Consider the following 17,504-nt stretch of genomic DNA (forward strand, 5'->3'; position numbering starts at 1 on the left):
GAAGACGATTTCAACCTGGATGGGGCCGGTCAAGTAAGTCGGTTCGGAAATGTATACGAAGAATGGCCGTTCCCGGGCGGTGGCCATTTTTACACAAAACTCTGCTGTCCAACGAAGTGATTAGGACATCGCTATTTCACCACGGCCCCCTCCTGAACGTATGAAAATGATTAAAAACTACCCATGACGCATGTGCGTCATGGGTAGTTTTTGATCGCAATCGTATCTGCCGGATTTCTCCTTTACCTTACGATTTTTAATCTTTTTTGTCCGCAACCAACCGTGATAGGCCAGATGCTCCACATACTCAGCAGATCTATTCAGCAAAACTGCCCGTTAGCTTAATAAAGAAAGGAGCAGCTGCCGTAGCCTACCCCTTTTTGTTCAACTCAAGTTCGCTTAATATTCGATAAAAAACCTACTTTTCAATCCTTCATTTCATTTTTCGGTTGTCTAACTGTAACTTTCTAATAAAGTTTGATAATTTTAAAGCTACATACCCTTGGTTTTTCGCTAAGGAGATCAAGTATTTTTAAAATAAAGTTTGATAAAAACTGAACTTAACGACGAAGGGCTGCCACCTGGCAGCCCTTTTGTTATTCAACTATCGTTCCCAGTTAGCTTAATCGCCCTTACTTTTAAAACTTCGATCGTAATCTGCACTACATCAACATCCGCTGTGATTAGGATTTATATTTAGCATTATTCCGCAACAGGATACTACTATTAATAACGACCACCAAACGCATTTGGACTAACAGCATCAATACGGGCAAAATCATCAGACGTAAGATGAATATCAAGTGCCTTGATATTATCCTCCAAATATTTACGGCGTTTCGTACCAGGAATCGGCAATGTGCCTCTTACTACTGTCCATGCTATTGCTAGTTGAGGTACCGTACAGTTCTTTTCTTTGGCGATTTCCGCTAGTTTATCAACGATGTTAATATTCTTTTGGAAGTTCTCACCTTTGTAACGTGTAAAAAGATTGCGCATATCATCAGCTTGGAAGTTCTCATTCATATGACGTTCCCCCGTAATAAAGCCTCTGCTTAGAGGACTGTAAGCTACAAGTGTGATTCCTAATTCTTTTAGGGTAGGTAGAGCTTCTTCTTCAATTTCCCGACTCCAAATGGAGTATTCCGATTGGACTGCGGAAATAGGGTGTACTTCATGCGCTTTACGAAGTGTAGATGCACTAATAACTGATCCATTTAGGCCATTAGAAAGACCAAGATAACGTACTTTACCTGCTTTAACTAAGTCAGCCATAGCACCAACTGTCTCCTCAATTGGAACATTAGGATCTACCGCATGTTGATAATACAGGTCGATATAATCGAGACCAAGACGTCGAAGGCTTTCATCAATAGCTTTCTTTACATAGTCCGGGTGTCCTCCGATGAATTCCCAATTTGGACCATACGAAAACTTGGTAGCGACAATTGCCTGTTCTCTTCGTCCCTTCAACGCTTTTCCTAATAGCTCCTCATTATGGCCGTTGCCATATGTATCAGCAGTATCAAGCAAAGTTACCCCGAGATCAAGCGCCCGATGAATGGTTTTAATGGACTCCTCATCATCAATGGTGCCATATATGCCGGGGGACATGCCCATCATACCCAATCCGATAGAAGAAACGACGATATCGCTGTGACCGAGTTTTTGCGTTTTCATTTTAGTTACCTCGCTTTTTATATGTTTTAGCTTCGAGTTACATCTTAGCATAAAGACATTTACACAGTAAACACTTTTAATCATTTCTGTATAATCCGCAAAATGTGTTTGTGCCGAAAGCGAAATTCAGGTTATAATAAAAGTAAGGGGGGCTTTATGTGAATAGCCAGATATCAGATAAAAAAAACGAAACACGAGCTAAGCTTATGAATAAGCTGCTTCCTTATTTACGAAAAAATGGCCTTCAGTCCGTTCGGATGGACGAAATTTCTAGAGTAATGGAGATAAGCCGAGCGACTTTATATAAGTATTTCTCAACCAAGGAAGAAATTGTCGAGTTCATCGTAGATGGTTTTATTGAATACATGAAGGAACTGACTCACAACCCTTTGGATTCGGTTCAAAGTTTCGGTACTCGTTTTTTGCAAATATTTGAACAAACCATATCTCTAGTCGTTTATTTCTCGGATATTATCCTTCAGGACCTCGAAACCAGTTACCCAGATTTATTTGATCGCTTTAATGAAGCTATGAAGGAGCGAGAAGAGAAGATACTGGCTTTCTTTGAGGAAGGTAAACAAAAAGGGATTTTCAATCAACTTAACGGCAGGCTATTAATAAAGCAGGATGAAATTCTAAGAGGGATGTTCGATGTTAAATTTCTGATGACCAATCAATTCACGGTTCAACAAGTTTTATATGATTATTTTCAATTAAAGAGGATTCAGTTGTTTAAGCCCGAAAAGCTGACAGCAATTGATGATGAAGTGTTGATGCCGAAAATAGAACATTTAACTCAAAAAGTGACCAAAAACCTTTTTTAACATTCACTAACGCGATACCACAATGATAAGAGGCCCACCAAATTAAATTAATGGGGGTTCTTCACTAACCTGCCCTTTAGCTTAAAAAGGCAACTGATCACTCTGACCAGCTGACTTCTCTTCTTTATTAAACTATCGTTTCCCGTTAGCGTAATCCTCTTTGGATGAAGACTACTCAAAAAGTACGTAAGTGTTATCCAGACCCACCATCTCTTTTAGCGATTTGCCAAGCGAGTAGTGGTTGAGCTTGTCTTTTGGAATCACACACAGAATATTCCCGGCTTTCCCTTCAGACAAATTAGTAAGCTGTAAAAAATCTTCATTATCGTAGATATACGACACAAGATATTCATAATAGTCCTGCTTTTTATCAGCCACATTTAATCCGACATTAAAGAGTCTTAACTTGGCACCAGCCCATATCTTTTCATCATTGCTTATGTTTACTAAAGGAATCCATCCCATTGGGTTAAACAATTCACCCTTTGATATTACGTATTTGAACTAGCGTCTCTCGTGAACTCAATGTTTTTTTATTATATCATGTCAGCTAGATGTCGCTCAGTGAGGGTTATCGAATGATATGTATTATTCGAAAAGGTAATACCCTCTATAATCGCCCCTTTGAATTCTGCACCATCGAGTGAATTGCCAACCAAGATTGCATCTTTAAAATACAATTAGAGAAATCGCACGTTTTAAAATTAGAGTTCATAAGTGTGGAGTTTTCAAAATTAGAACCCGCAAAATCAACCGAGAAGAAACACTCATCGAAGGTTATCCTCGAAAAGTCAACTCCATGATAAATGCCTACTTCTACGCAGATTTTGTGAAAGTATCTCTGACCATTTTGAATCATATCTAAAAATTCGTCTTTCGTAACATCTCTTTCCATTGCTCTCCACACCTTCCCCCTTAATAACTTAATACAGTAAAAATTCTACATGGCTTTCGAAGTAACCTGCCCGTTAGCTCAACGAGGCTGCCGTTTCATGTCGGCAGCCTCGTCCTGTTGATTGTTACGCTATAGTTCTCCGTTAGCGTAATCCTTTTTCGATTTAAAACCTTTTAGCTTCAAGTAATTATCCATAGGGAAATCATAATTAATCCATTTTTCTTTGTAACCTTCCCGTCCATGTTGCTTTAACAATAAGTCCAGTGCTTGAACTACTGCCCTTGTAAATTCCAGTATAGAACCAGTTTCATCTATTTCAATAACTTGCTTTTTCTTGTTCCGTAAATCTTCAAAAGACATAATTTGTACACGTAGTGAATCATCATTAATCTTACTTAATGTCCAAACGGTTCCACCAGGCTCCTCGTTCCATTCAAATTGAGTCTCTAAAACAGGATATAAACTGACTTCTGGAATAAGTGCATTTAGTGCCTTTAACATGTCATTAAGAGCATCAGTTATATAGCTGGATGCGAAGTAAAATGTACTTGAGTTCATTTCAATACAACCATCAGCCCAACCAATACCTGTTAGTTCATATTCAAACCTCATAACGCCCTCCGTTCATAATGGCATTTTCTTTTTTCATTAATTCGGTGTATACACCACGCTAACCTGCCCGTTAGCTTAATACAATGAGCAGGCCGCCGCAGCGCCTGCTCATTAATGTTTGTTATTCAACTATCGTTACCCGTTTGTTCAATAACACCTCGCAGTTTGAATCATCCTAATACTCTCCATTTAGTACTAAAAGTTAATACCAGTCGTATCCTACGTTTTTTGTTTATCCATCAAAACAATAACAATCATAATATGATTGTCTCGATTTTTAGTAGTTCATTTTCTATTTTTCAACCAATAGAGTTCAACTTGTTGTGCTGCGCTTGTTCCAGTAACAAGAATCAGCGCGAGGACATCATGGAAAAATCGGGATTGTCAAACTTGTTACCCGTTAGTTTAACGCTTTCTTGGTTGAGAACCCTGATATATACCTATTCCATTCTCTAGTTCATCTGTGTTGATCTATAAGAATGGGATTACATCAGGATCTCAAATTGTAAAAATTGCACGGCATTCGCTTGTTTCATCTGCTTCAGACAGTTTATAAGAGATTCTGAATCGAAACCTAGTTCAAAAATTCATGCTTATGTTGGCATACAATATTCGCAATATCAAAACAATATGAAGGGGCTGTCCCCTAAGTAGATGATCCTACTTGATGGGCAGCCCCTAAATGAACAGGTAATCGTTATTCGTTTATACGGTTAATTAAATTCAAAATCATCTGGGCACTTTCCGCTCTTGAGCCATTAGCGATTGGAGCAAAAATCTCATTCGTGCGTCCATACATGAGTCCAAGCTCAATCGCCGTTAAAATTGCCGTTCTTGCCCAATCCGGAGCAGCGGCTGTGTCCGTAAAGCGCACATTGCTTAGCGCAAACTCCGATTGTTTCTTCACTGCGTAGTCATAAGCTCTTACGATCATTACCGCCATTTCCTGACGGGTAACCGAAGCATTAGGCGCAAATGTAGTTGCGCTGACTCCTTTCACGATCCCCGCTTGCTGTGAAAGAGCTACCTCGTTTGCATACCACTTGGCTACGGGCACATCCGTAAACATAGGTGTGGCTTGACCCGTAATTCCAAGTACTCGTACAAGCATAGCTGCAAACTCTGCGCGGGTTATGGCTTCGCTTGGATTAAAGCGCTCAGTGGATACCCCTTGAATAAGCTGCTTGGCTGCGAGCTCTTTCACCGCTTTGGCTGCCCAATGGCTTTGCGGCAGATCGATGAACGATTTATTGTACTCTAATACTGCATACTTGCTAAAATGATTAACTGCAGCCGTCAGCCTTCCATTTACCAACTTGCCCCCTATATATTGCAGCTTGCCGTCATCCGCAATATAGTAGATGCCGAGCAAGCTTGCATCTGCCAGCGGATCTACCGCAAAGGAGATGGTGATAGGCTGATCAAACTTGGTTACCGTAACCGTTACTCCCGCTTCCGTCGTCATCGTCAAGCTGAAATCGAGAAGCTCAGCACTACCCATCCGCAATTGTGCGCCGGCTTGGCTGCCCACATTTACTAATATAGCTGAAGACTCATTGCTCGATGCTGCTTTTGCCGTTAACGAGATCGTGCTTTTACTCACTTGATCTGCTGGAAGCAGCTTCGTTAAATCTTCCAGCACCTGCGCAGGGATGCTAATCGCGAGGTTCTGAGCATCCACTTTAAACGGAGCGCCAGCAAGCAGTTGAGCCGTATGACCTGGTAAAACTAACTCTTTAAGCTGACCATTCGTTTCAATGACAACCTCGCCGTCCGCGTTTTTATCCGTTAGCTGCTTATCGGTTATTTTGACCACGCCAGGCACCTCAGGTGATGGTGTTGGCGTTGGCGTTGGCGTTGGCACTGGAGTTGGTGTTGTCACTGGAGGTGGTGTCGGCGTTGCTGGCTCCGTAACGTTTATGACAAACTCTGTTTGTTTGCCACCATAGCTTGCCGTTATCGTTGCTAGACCAGCTTGCAATGCCTTAACGGTGCTACCACCAACAATCTCCACGGTATTGGGGCTGCTACTCTTAAATTCAGCTTCCCCGCTCACATCCCTTGAGCTGCCGTCACTGTATACCGCTGTTACCTTTGCATTAGCCGACTGACCTGGGTTCATTTGCGCATTCAGGCCGCTCAACTCCACCTTGCTTAACGTGACTTCCGGCTCATTAGCCGTAACCGTTACTTCGTATTTTGCGTTAAAGCCCTTGAAAGTCACGGATATTTCCGCCGTTCCTTCCTTCTTCGCGCTAACCAGACCCGCTTCGTTAATTGCAGCAACTTCCTCATTCGAACTGGCAAATGCAAGTTCACTCAGAATAACCTTTTTCCTGCCTGAGCCATACACGGCTTCCGCAACCGTCTGATCCGCCGCGCCGATCTGAAGCGCCGTTTTCCCTTGAAGCGTTACTCCTTGCAGCATGTCCGTAACCGTAATCTCGCTCTCGGCAAATATATCCGGGTAACCGCTAACCGTCGCTCTTACTGTGGCTTGTCCTGGCTTCATCGCCGTTACCATTCCTTCTGCATTTACCGTTACCGCATTCTCTGGCGTCGATTGAACAACGGACCAGACCAGCTCTTTTTCGGTCGCATGATCCGGCAGCACGGTTGCCTTCAGCGTAATCGGTTGACCCGCTTCAAGCTCAGCGGAAGTATGATCCAGCGTAACCGTCTCCGGCTCCACCTTAGCGATAGCAAACCGGTCAATCTCCCGTCCGTCCACTGTTCTGCCTACAACTACAATCTCGTCTTTAGTAATATCAACAGCGGTAAAAATTTGAGCATCCTCGTCAAAAATCTTCTCCTGCCAATAATGCTCTGTTAATGCATAAAACTTCGGACCTGATGAGCCGCCTATTACATATCGAGTGCCTTGTCCTTCGGCAACTTTCTCTCCGCCCTTCATCGGGTGGGAGCGCATATAAATATGGTCGTGTCCGTTCATGACGAGATCTACGCCATGCTTATCGAAGATCGGCACCCAAGTCGACTGGACCTTTTCATTTGCATAAATACTTCCATAAGGCCCCTGATGAAAGAAGATGACCTTCCACTTTTTGTCTGATTTCCCTAAATCCTCATCCAACCATTGCGCCTGCTCATCGAAGATTTGGCTCGACATTTCCGTGTTCATCACGACAAAATGTGTATCCTTAACGTCAAAGGAGAAGTTCGAGCCTTTTACGCTTGCAGCGCCGTTTTGCGGATTATGAAACTGAGCCAGGTAATCGCCGGCACCATTCGTTCCCATGACCTCGTGGTTCCCGATAATCGGAACAAGCGTCGTATTCATCAGCTTGTCCTGAGCGGCTTCAAACCACCAGTCCCATTGCTCCTGCTCATACCCTTTATCGACGATGTCTCCGGCATGTACGAGCATTTCCGCATCCGGCATGTATGCCGAAGCTTCCTCTAACGTATTGCCCCAAAGCGCGAAGCCCGCTTTCGAGTCTGCCTGCGAATCTCCAATGAACAGGAATTTCATCGTATCGCCTGCAGCTGCGCTTGTTCGGAAGGTTCCTTCGCTGCTTACATTTGTCTTGCCATCACCAACACGGTACACATAAATCGTATCCGGCGTTAGCTGATCGGCTTCCGCTTTATGAACACGCATCGTTCCGTCATTATTGGTGTTATAAATCGAGCTGGTACCTGCGATTTCAATTATGTTGTTATCCTCAAAACTTGTGAAATCCGACTGCTTCACCAGCTCAACAACCGTATCCGTCGTAAGCGGGTCAGTCTGCCAAGTAAAATGGCGCGATGTGTTAGGATCAGCTCCCATCGTCACATTCATGTTGCGCGGCGCCGCCGTTCCCGCATACGGTGCAACCTTGAACGTCATGACCGGACTGTACGCACTGCCTTTTACCGCCTGCACGTTATACGTACCTACCGCCTGAGTCGCTGCTGTCGTCGTAAGCATACCGTTAGCGCTTGAGCTCGTATCTGCGACCTCGACTTGATTGATCAGCAGCTTCGAACCTTCGACAGCTGCTCCGCCTTGCACCTCAGCAACTTTGAAGGAAGCGGCATAGCCCATTCCGATCGCAAAATGATCCCAGCTCAGCTTCAACTGCGTCTTAACGGTCGCTTGCGCCGCAGCGCCGACAAAGCTGATTGGAGTACCTGTGCCTTCCGTAGAAAGGACAGAGCCTGAAGTATTTTCAATGACTAACGGCTTCGTCACTTCAACCTCGGTCTGCTCGAGTGTTAGCGGACCGATATAATCATTCCGGACCGTGTATTGAATTTGTCCGAGGATATCGGCATCCACAAGACTAGCCTCATTAATATTAAACAGATTTAAACGAACAAGACCTTGCGCCTCGTCAATCACCGGCTCCAGCTGACCCTCCTGCACCTTGCTGCCGCGGATGACTTGAAGATCTTTAATCGCTGCAGGATCAAACTTAAATGCAATATGGCCTTCCTTCAGCTTGCTCGCTTTCTCTGCATGAATATTTAAAGTATTTGTCGTGCCTGCATAAACCTCGCTTGGCGTATCGTAAACATAATAAGGTGATCCCAGATTGACCATGAAGTACCATTCTTTGATCGTCTGATTGCCAGCCATGTCGCGGATGGCCACCTTCACCTTGTGACGCCCTTCCGAAAGAGGAATGGTCGATTTATAAGTAATGAGGCCTGCTGGTGGATGGAAGCCGTGCCCTACGAGTTGGTCATCCACATATACGCGTGTTTTAGCAGGATCGATTAAAGTGGTTCCGGGATGCTGCACTGGATCATAGCCTGTATCCTCGCCATGAACCGCAATCGTCGGCGTTGCCGTTTTAATAACAGCATTCTCGGCAGGATAAATATCTTTGAACACAGGTGGCGTCGTATCCTCTTCGAGCGGTCCGTAGAGGGCACGTATATCATCAATATAGAGCGCGCCGTCCGTCTTCTTGACGTTGCTGGTTTCCATATAACGGATAGGCATGTCAATCGTGAGAGGTGTTGCTTTCCCTTTTGGCACAGCCACCTCCACGTACTTCCACCCTGTCCAATTCACGCCGCTCACATTATCCGTAAAATCAACAGGAATAGCGGCATTGTTGCCGTCCCTTAGCTGGGCGCGCAGCCAGTGCTTCTTCCCGTCCCCATAAACCCACATGCTGAGCTTCTCCGGATAACCGGGAATTTGAATGCGATTTTGTGTAGAAGAGGCTGCTAAGTAAGCGCCAGAGGTTCCCGTTTTGCCGATAAAATCATACTCCAGCTTCAGCGCCTTATTCCCGCTTCTCACATAGTCCTGATCCGTCACCTCTACGATTCTCGAGTAGTTTGCGGCAGCACTAGATGCTATGTACTTGTCTAATCCGGACTCAAAATCCTCCAACAGCACAGGCGGAAGACCGACATTCACCTCAAACGAGGTTTCTACATTACCGTATTTTACGAAGATTTTGCCTTGCTGCCCATTCTCCGTCGTAGCTTGGAATACTCCGTTCTCGTCTACAGTCCCGATATTTCCTTCCACGCGCCATTCAAAATTGCGATTATTTGCCTGAACGGTTTGACCATTCCGCAAGGCCTTCACCGATAAGGATGCCGTCGCTCCTGAGTTATAGGTTTTAATGATATCCGGAAATTTAAGCGCCGTAAGCTGATCGACAACCTCAATTTCACCCTTACCTTGCACAGCACCGGCTGCTGCCGTAACGAAGCCTGTTGCGAAAGCCGTACCTGCCGTAAATACGCCGCTTGCATCCACAGTTCCGAGCGATGGATCAACCTGCCAAGCGAGCGTATCCGAGTAAGCTGCCGGATGGCCATTAGCATCGATTCCTGCTGCTTTAAAGGTGAACGATGCGCCTTTCAAGATACGTTCCGCGTTGGGCTGAACCGCCAGCTTTGAAGCTGCATTAAGCTCAGGCGCTTTGTTGATGAGCAGCAAGCCGTTGCCTGTCTTCCGCTCGCCGCCATCGGAGCCTTGGTTCAACATCTGAACCTTGCTCGTTCCCGGCAGCTTCGCTGCGAACGTAGATGATCCGCCGCCGTCAAGGTTCATGCCGTTAACGACGCCTATATCCTTTAACATTTTTGCAAGCTCATCGGTTTCAACGCCTTCGCTAAAGCCCGGAGCCCTTCCATCGATTTCGAAGAGGACAATGCTTCCATCCGCCTTCGTCCCGATTGCGGTACGAGGATGTACACCTGCTGGTCCTACATTTAGCTGCGGAACGCCGTCCTTCACAAGAGGGCCTTGGCCGCCAATAGCAACCGATACTTGAGCCCACTCACCATCAAGTGCAAAGCTGGCAGCCATCTCATCACCAACCTGAAGCCCTGCTACGACTGCTCGCGATGTGCCGGAGGCGGATAAAACTACTTGGCCTTGAGTAATCGCCGTATCCCCTTGATCCTTGCGGAGCTCGGCTACCTTCAGCTTCATCGTCTGCCCGCTTTTCACGTCTCCTTCTATGATATCTAGTACAACCTCATCGCCCAGATTCGTCGACTTAGTTGTGGTATTATAATCCGCTGTGTAGAGGACTAGTTGGTTTGTGTCTCGGTAACGGTTAATGCTCGTCAGATTGGTTGTCACCCCGCCGATCGTGACCGTCTTCGTCAGCTTTGGAGCGCCATAAATTGAAGAACCATCCGCTTTCAGGCCAAAAGCATACGAGGAAATAGAGCTATTAAGAATTCGGCCCTCATCCATAAACAGACCGTTCGGCACACCTGTCGCAAAGCCGCTAATTTCATAGAAATCGCCGTTAATTCCGGCAATGACGCGGCTGCCCGGCGCATCCGCATGAGCTGCCATTTCGGTCACGCCCTTCATGCCATACACTTTTCCGTCCTTGGTGCCAGCACGCAGCTCCAGATTCGGATTTTTCGGATCAAATGCTACCGTATGTATTTTTTGCAAGCCTCGCTCATTTTCCATATCCATCCAAGTATACACCGCTCCCGGTGCTAGCTCCGTCTGGCGAATGTCGATGACCTTGCCGTATTCCGTAGTAGGAAGCTCTGTAATAGCCGCATTAACGATTAATGCCGGCTGAAGTAACGAGATTAATAGAGCAAAGATGATAAATGCGTTCGTTTTTCTTAGGTACTTCTTCACATTCAATTCCTCCTAGTGAAATTTCGCCGTCCTTTACGAGGACAACATTAAGGAGTAATCTTAATGAAAAAGTGTGAGGGGGGTGTTAGTGTGGGGTTAAGAGATTGTGAAGGGAATATAAACTAAAAAGAGCACTCTTATAATATAGGAGTGCTCTTTTAATACATTGAAGATATGCGTCCAACCTCTAGTACCCTGCTGACCATCAGTAAGCCAGCCTTTTTGTTGGAATAGACCAAATTACTAGTACTTGCATTCTTTGAGGGTTCCGACTCTACGACCCTTATGATTTTATTTCCATTTGGCTCTTCTCGAATGTACTTTCCATCCAATACATATAACGGAGCCCCTCCTAGTGCTTTGGCACCGTTTGTTTTATACGTTTGAAGGCCCGTCGTAATTCCTCTCCAGTAACTGCAGATAAGTGTGTCAATCCTTTTTGCTGAATCATTATGATTTGGGTTCGATTTCTTTTATCACTTTCGCTGGATTACCACCAACAATCATGTTTTCCGGAATGTCTTTAGTCACCACAGCTCCAGATGCGATAACAACATTATTGCCAATAGTTACACCTGGATTAATAACAGCTCGTCCGCCTACCCATACATTGTTACCAATCGTTACTGGCTTGCCATACTCTGGTCCCTTGTTTCTTTCATATGGATCCACAGGGTGTGTGGCCGTATATATGTGTACACCGGGTCCGAACATACAGTTATCGCCAATCCGAACCTCGCACACATCAAGAATGGTACAGTCAAAGTTTGCATAGAAGTTCTCACCAACATGAATGTTGTAACCATAGTCAAAACGGATGTTCGGCTCCATACCAAAGTTAGTTCCTGTTGATCCTAGCAGGTCTTTAAGTATCCGTACTCGATTTTCATCATCGATTTCGGTAGTCTGGTTGTACATGCGCGTCATCCGTCTAGCATTTGCCCGCTCACGTGTCAGTTCGGGATCCCAAGCCTTATATAGCTCTCCATCCAGCATCTTTTGTTTTTCTGTTTTCATTTATAAACCCGATCCTCTCTCATCATGAAATAAAGTATGAAATTATATTGGTCTAGCTGATCTGGTCAGAGAAGCTGAGATGACCAGGCCAATAAGTACAACAATCAGTGCACGCAATAACCCAAAATGTTCTCCCAGGAAGCCCAACAGAGGCGGGCCAACCAGAGCTGCGATATAGCCCGACGTAGCTACGGCTCCAACTCTTGTAGCAGCACCTTTAGGTTCATCTCCTACCGCTGACAACCCTACCGGAAAACCTAGTGAAGCTCCAAGCCCCCATAAGACGACGCCTACCGAAGCGACAAAATAATTCTGCCCCCAGATCACAAGCAGTAATCCGAGAATGGCCGCAATGGCGCATCCCGATAAGACCCACACCCTTCCATAACGATCCAGGGCCCATCCGCCAGTAAAACGTCCCATGGTCATCGCTGCAACAAACAAACCATAGATAAATGAACCTGCCATTGCGCTAACCCCGTAACCATCTACCATGATCAGTGGTAGCCAATCATTGGCGGAACCCTCGGCAAATGCCATTCCTAAAACCATAATCCCGATTAACAATGTACGCTTCTCGCTCCATACCTCTAACAGTTGCTTAACAGCCGAACTCTTCTGAGCTGCAGCATCCAAAAGTTCCTTTCCTGTATCCTTTGGCAGGTAACGATAGCAATAAAATAAAAGTGCGGTAATCAATAGACCGAGGATCGAGAAATGGGCCATGATCGGCATATGTATGGCCATAGCTCCTGCTCCGATAGCCGCTCCAATGAGTGTTCCTACACTAAAAAAGCCATGAAAGGTCGGTAAGAGCGTTCGATTCATTGCCTTCTCATTAGCAGAACCTTCCACATTCAGTGCGACCTCAGCCGCACCGAAACCACAGCCAAAAACGATCAACCCGCCCATAACGACAGTCACCATCGTCAAGGCTGCACCGATTCCGATTGCCACAAATCCAATCACAATCATTAAAAAGCTGCCAATTATGACAAGACGGGCACCTTTTCGTGCGACAACTGAACCTGCTGCAAGCAGACCAACAAGGGATCCCGCTGCGACCGCAAATAAAATGATACCCATCTCGGCAGTAGAGACATGAAGCAAATCCCGGACAGCAGGTGTACGGGATATCCACGAAGCAAAGGAAAGTCCTGGAAGGGCAAATAGAAGGAACAAGATGTTGCGGGCAATTCTGAGATCCTGTTTATAAGCAGTTGTCATATGCTTTTCGCTTCACCTCCGTTTCTCTACTAGCTGCAGCGAATAGGCCAGGCTTTCCAATGTCATTGTAATTAATCCATACATGTAATTCTCTTCCGGATGCTCGAGCAGCGTCAGCTGTGGCATATGCATCTCTGGAATATACTTTAGGCATTCCTGTCGGATGAGATCCACATCAGCAGACTCTACCAAGCTCCCCGTCAGAGCGATCATCTCTGGGTTCATTACTGCAATCAAGCTCGATACGACACGGCCAACCAGAGAATGAAATGTGGTCCGATCGTGCAACTGCCGGAATTGCTCTTCAAGTGTCATGCCTAACGGTAAAAAGGCAATCTCTCCTGCAAAGTGAGAACTGCCTCTGTGGATATGTCCATCCACCATCATACCTGCTCCAGGGAAGCTGCCTTCAATAAATGTCGCAACCGCAACCGATTTCTCTTCATCATATCCCTGCTTCTGGTAGAAGCCGTACACGGTCAAATTCATGTCGTTCTCCAAAATGACTTCCACCTCATGCTTTCCACGAATGAAAGCCTCCAGAGGAACATTAATCAGTTCCTGGATGTCGCTGAGATTAATGACTCCCTGATTAACAGCACCCGGCACCCCGATAGCAACTGCTCGGATTTGCGGGAATTGACCTATGAGCTGATCAACCAGTTGATCAATCACTGCAGGATCCATCCGATCGTTTTCCTGGTATCCTTCCTTGATTGTTTCTCCTGCCAGGTTGGCGAGCGTATAAGTGAGCGAACGGGTCTTTACTCCAGCTCTGACAATAATGCAGGCAATATAAAAGAAGTTCTCATTATACCGGTACAATCTGGCCGGACGGCCTCCGCTTGACTCCTCCATCCCCATCTCCAGCAGCTCGCTGGTGTCCAATAGCTCATTTAGAATGTTACCGCAGGTGGCTACACTTAATCCTGTAGCTTGTGCCACCATGGACTTCGTACCCTGCTTCATCATTTTGAGAGCTTGTCGGACTAACTCCTGGTTCATTTTCTTGACTCGCATCGTATTATTTGTAATGTGATTCATATATGGTGTTCTCACTCCTTTCTTTTTAAAATACTTTTAATAAGTACTAATTTATATGATTCTGGTCCTTGTGTCTACTTTTATTCGGGTTAAATTATCAGATACGAATGAAAGGTCTTGTCCTTATATTTGGACAAGACCTTTCATTGCTGATACTAAAAAGCGACACCAGTAATTTCTTGGATATCTAAACAACGTGCCCACTACTCCCAATACTCATGTTGCTTGAAAATAACCTTCTTTTGTTAACCGAGCACTCTTAAACCCAACGCCAATGCTCCACACAAGCCCGCATTGTCGCCTAGCCTAGGTGGTACAATATAATGTTGGATATCCGAAACAATCGGCGCGGCACTCACGTATCCATTTAGAATTCTGCCTACTGCCTCCCGGATCATCGGAAAAAGATGTACTTGTTTCATGACGCCACCACCCAGAATTACCTTCTTGGGGGATAACGTCAATTTTTCATCCTGACTTGACTTTACGGTTGGCTATGAGAGCATATACGGCACAATTAAGGTGGAATTATGGCAATTATCGTTTTTTCAGTTCCCCGTTCTTGAACTCCTTCTACCTTCAATTCCTCTGCGTATGCGATTTTCGCCTCAGCACTCATATTAGACATGGCAAACATAGCAATATTGAAATGAAAAACGGAAACAATCCAGAGAAGCCACGGACGCGCCTGACCGTGCTTTCTTCGTGTCTATCCACCATCACGACCATGCCGATATTTGCAAATGCAACGATCGCTTTGGTCCTGATCCAAAAAAAGACTCCTCGATTGGGAGTCTTTTTTACCCAGTATTTTTTTTCACCACATCGCGTCAGATCCACCTCTGAGCGTCTCAACCTTCACATTCTTGAATTGAGCATTCCCTTGGCTTACGAACAATCCGAGCCTTCCTCGTTCGATATCGTACATTCTAGCGCTTATCGCAACTTCCCGATTTATATATATCTCGCAAATCGATCCATCGATAAAGATTAGCAACTCATGGTAATGATCAGGCAGCAGCTCGATCGGCCGCTCTAATTCGACCTCATAGGGAAACGTCTTTCCCCCTTCCTCGCTCTGCATGATAGGTCCGCGAAACGTTACTCTATTTCGCTGCGGCTCCAGCGTTACATAATAAGCGTCATCCAGACCCTCCCCCGCACGCAGCATAACACCTGCCCCCTGCGTAAATTCCGAGAAACGGATATCCAACGATACTTTGCATCGATCGGGTAATTTCTCTTGCGTTAGACTCGCCGCAAACGCATAGGGAGATTCGCACACATGCTCGTCTAGGGCCGACGACGTCCATGTACCCGTGATCCCATCCACATGGAGTGGTTGCTTGACCGCGAACGCCACATTCACCGAGTCCGGCACTTTAACGGCGAGCGTACCGTCTGGACGCTGGATGATCTCATGGACTATGAGATTGCCACCCCAGTCCCATGTATCGTAATCTTTTCCGGGATGCTTAGGAGGATTCCACCCGAACAAGTCTTCATTCTTCGTCGGATTCCAGCCGAATAAATACCGATTCCGACCGTCCGATACCGACTTCGCCGCATAGAACGCCCTGCCGTCGAACGTATCAACCTTTGGTGTAATCCATGGACCATTCAAGGAGCGACTCATACGGTAGAAGGTGGCGAACCGATCCGTATAGTTAGAGTAAACCAGATACCACCAGTCTCCCATCTGGAATAAATCCGGGCATTCGTGAGCCCCGACATGAATATTCGGCGCATAGAGCGGCTCACTATACGTCCACTTCTTCAAGTCCTGTGATGTGAGCAGGGCCACGCAGCCCTTTCGATTGGATGCTCCCTTAGCCATCGCGGCGAGAATCATCCAATATTGCCCTTCCTCTTCGTTCCAGAACACAAAAGGATCGCGCCAATCTGAAAGCTCGTAGATCTGGTTATCGGCGGAGAAGGTATCCTCCGGAATTGTCGTCCAGTTCATCAAACCCGTGCCGGTTGCATGGCAGACCAACTGCTTCCCCTCGGGAAAGATGCAATAAAATAGATGATAAGTGTTCTCCACCTTTAGAACATGACCGGTCCCGCCGAGAATTTTGCAGGCCCCATACTCCCGGTAATCACAGAAATCGCTCGTTCCGACCAGATGCCAGCCGTGATCCAGACCTTCCCGGTAATTCTCACGCCATCCGTGAAGATAAAACAGTTTAAACTCATTGTCCTCATAGTAGGGGATCACATCTCCAACCCAGGCATTGTTAGGACGATAGAAAAACTCATTCATTGACTGATTCCTCCCGCTGGTTCAGTTTCATAGGCAGATTTCATTTCCCAAATTTCTAACGATTTTACGATAGTTGATGAAGCTCCTATTAGAGCTATGCCAAGCGAGTCTTGCCGAACCGGAAAGATACGGGTTGTTAAGCTGTTAACTCCGTTTATATAAGATTCGATCATGGATTTATCAAGATAAATATGCAGCTGAAGAGGCCCATCGCCAAGGTTAACGTACCCGCTCTCGACACCCGAGCCGTTTGCCTCGGCCGGGAATGCTGGTCGTCACCAGCATATACCACATGCTCTCTTCCTTCCACACGAAAGGATCGCGAAAATTGCCCCGGAGACCAACGCCTTCCGGTAGGGTAGCAACATAGTGAGAGTACTTTATCCAGTCGATTAAATCATTGTTCCCGTCCACAAGGAACGAACTTCTCGCCATGGCGAGGGATTGGTCCGGATCCTGTCTTTTATCTCCCGCCGCATAGGAGATGACCGGTACGCCTTCATCGTCGATCACAGTTCCGCCAGACCAGCAGCAGTCCGGGGCGATGTCGCCCTTCTCTGGGGAAAGCACGAACGGTACGTCGCGCCACCGTACCAGATCCGAGCTAACGGCGTGACTCCAATGAATATGGTTCCAGTACTGTATTTGAGGATTGTGCTGATAGAAAAGATGATATTGCCCGTTGAAAAACTTCGATCCATGTGGCTCATTCATCAAATGCTCAGGCGGTAAAAAAATGATATTGCGGTCGATGGCGATCACCGTTATAACGTTTTCTTCGCTGCCCAGTCTCCGGTTTGACGATAGTAACCGTCCGGTAGCTGTACCGGAGATCCTTCATTCCTTACCCTC

General features: G+C 46.0%; 12 protein-coding genes and 1 pseudogene. 1 reads left to right on the forward strand and 12 read right to left on the reverse strand.

Annotated elements, in window-relative coordinates:
• Nucleotides 1–726: 726 nt before the first annotated feature.
• Nucleotides 727–1,680 (reverse strand): aldo/keto reductase, encoded by a 954-nt coding sequence (locus HI950_RS29315; RefSeq protein WP_169089354.1) that lies wholly within the window; start codon nucleotides 1,678–1,680, stop codon nucleotides 727–729.
• Nucleotides 1,681–1,838: 158 nt separating this feature from the next.
• Between HI950_RS29315 and HI950_RS29320 the strand changes: the two genes are divergently transcribed.
• Nucleotides 1,839–2,504 carry a TetR/AcrR family transcriptional regulator gene (locus tag HI950_RS29320; protein WP_114495293.1) on the forward strand — a complete coding sequence of 222 codons (666 nt, stop codon included), beginning with the start codon at nucleotides 1,839–1,841 and terminating at the stop codon, nucleotides 2,502–2,504.
• Between the two features lie 171 nt (nucleotides 2,505–2,675).
• Here HI950_RS29320 and HI950_RS29325 read toward each other — a convergent pair whose 3' ends face one another.
• From HI950_RS29325 to HI950_RS29375, 11 genes and pseudogenes are all read right to left on the reverse strand, one after another.
• Nucleotides 2,676–2,960 (reverse strand): hypothetical protein, encoded by a 285-nt coding sequence (locus tag HI950_RS29325; RefSeq protein WP_169089364.1) that lies wholly within the window; start codon nucleotides 2,958–2,960, stop codon nucleotides 2,676–2,678.
• 154 nt (nucleotides 2,961–3,114) lie between these two features.
• Nucleotides 3,115–3,399, reverse strand: coding sequence for a pentapeptide repeat-containing protein (locus tag HI950_RS37170; protein ID WP_169089352.1), 285 nt, complete (start codon nucleotides 3,397–3,399; stop codon nucleotides 3,115–3,117).
• Between the two features lie 129 nt (nucleotides 3,400–3,528).
• Nucleotides 3,529–4,011 carry a hypothetical protein gene (locus tag HI950_RS29335; protein ID WP_169089350.1) on the reverse strand — a complete coding sequence of 161 codons (483 nt, stop codon included), beginning with the start codon at nucleotides 4,009–4,011 and terminating at the stop codon, nucleotides 3,529–3,531.
• A 697-nt stretch (nucleotides 4,012–4,708) separates the two neighbouring features.
• Nucleotides 4,709–11,098, reverse strand: a complete 6,390-nt coding sequence (locus HI950_RS29340; RefSeq protein WP_169089348.1) for a phosphodiester glycosidase family protein — start codon at nucleotides 11,096–11,098, stop codon at nucleotides 4,709–4,711.
• Between the two features lie 450 nt (nucleotides 11,099–11,548).
• Complete coding sequence (locus HI950_RS29345) at nucleotides 11,549–12,115, reverse strand: sugar O-acetyltransferase (RefSeq protein ID WP_169089346.1); 567 nt, start codon at nucleotides 12,113–12,115, stop codon at nucleotides 11,549–11,551.
• A 42-nt stretch (nucleotides 12,116–12,157) separates the two neighbouring features.
• A complete protein-coding gene (locus HI950_RS29350) occupies nucleotides 12,158–13,342 on the reverse strand; it encodes an MFS transporter (RefSeq protein WP_169089344.1) in 1,185 nt (394 codons plus the stop codon).
• A 12-nt stretch (nucleotides 13,343–13,354) separates the two neighbouring features.
• On the reverse strand, nucleotides 13,355–14,386 hold the full coding sequence (locus HI950_RS29355; RefSeq protein ID WP_169089342.1) for an ROK family protein: 1,032 nt from the start codon (nucleotides 14,384–14,386) through the stop codon (nucleotides 13,355–13,357).
• Between the two features lie 245 nt (nucleotides 14,387–14,631).
• Nucleotides 14,632–14,850 (reverse strand): annotated as a pseudogene (locus HI950_RS29360) (ROK family protein); the annotation flags it as partial.
• Nucleotides 14,851–15,203: 353 nt separating this feature from the next.
• Nucleotides 15,204–16,652 carry a glycoside hydrolase family 32 protein gene (locus HI950_RS29365; protein ID WP_169089338.1) on the reverse strand — a complete coding sequence of 483 codons (1,449 nt, stop codon included), beginning with the start codon at nucleotides 16,650–16,652 and terminating at the stop codon, nucleotides 15,204–15,206.
• The gene (locus HI950_RS37175; protein ID WP_223285593.1) at nucleotides 16,649–16,849 is read right to left on the reverse strand and encodes a GH32 C-terminal domain-containing protein; all 201 of its coding nucleotides are present in this window, start codon (nucleotides 16,847–16,849) and stop codon (nucleotides 16,649–16,651) included. The genes HI950_RS29365 and HI950_RS37175 overlap by 4 nt, the downstream gene beginning before the upstream one ends.
• A gap of 22 nt (nucleotides 16,850–16,871) precedes the next feature.
• On the reverse strand, nucleotides 16,872–17,414 hold the full coding sequence (locus tag HI950_RS29375) for a glycoside hydrolase family 32 protein (protein WP_169089336.1): 543 nt from the start codon (nucleotides 17,412–17,414) through the stop codon (nucleotides 16,872–16,874).
• Nucleotides 17,415–17,504 lie beyond the last annotated feature (90 nt).

The sequence above is a fragment of the Paenibacillus sp. PL91 genome (assembly GCF_012935325.2).
Classification (GTDB): Bacteria; Bacillota; Bacilli; order Paenibacillales; family Paenibacillaceae; genus Pristimantibacillus.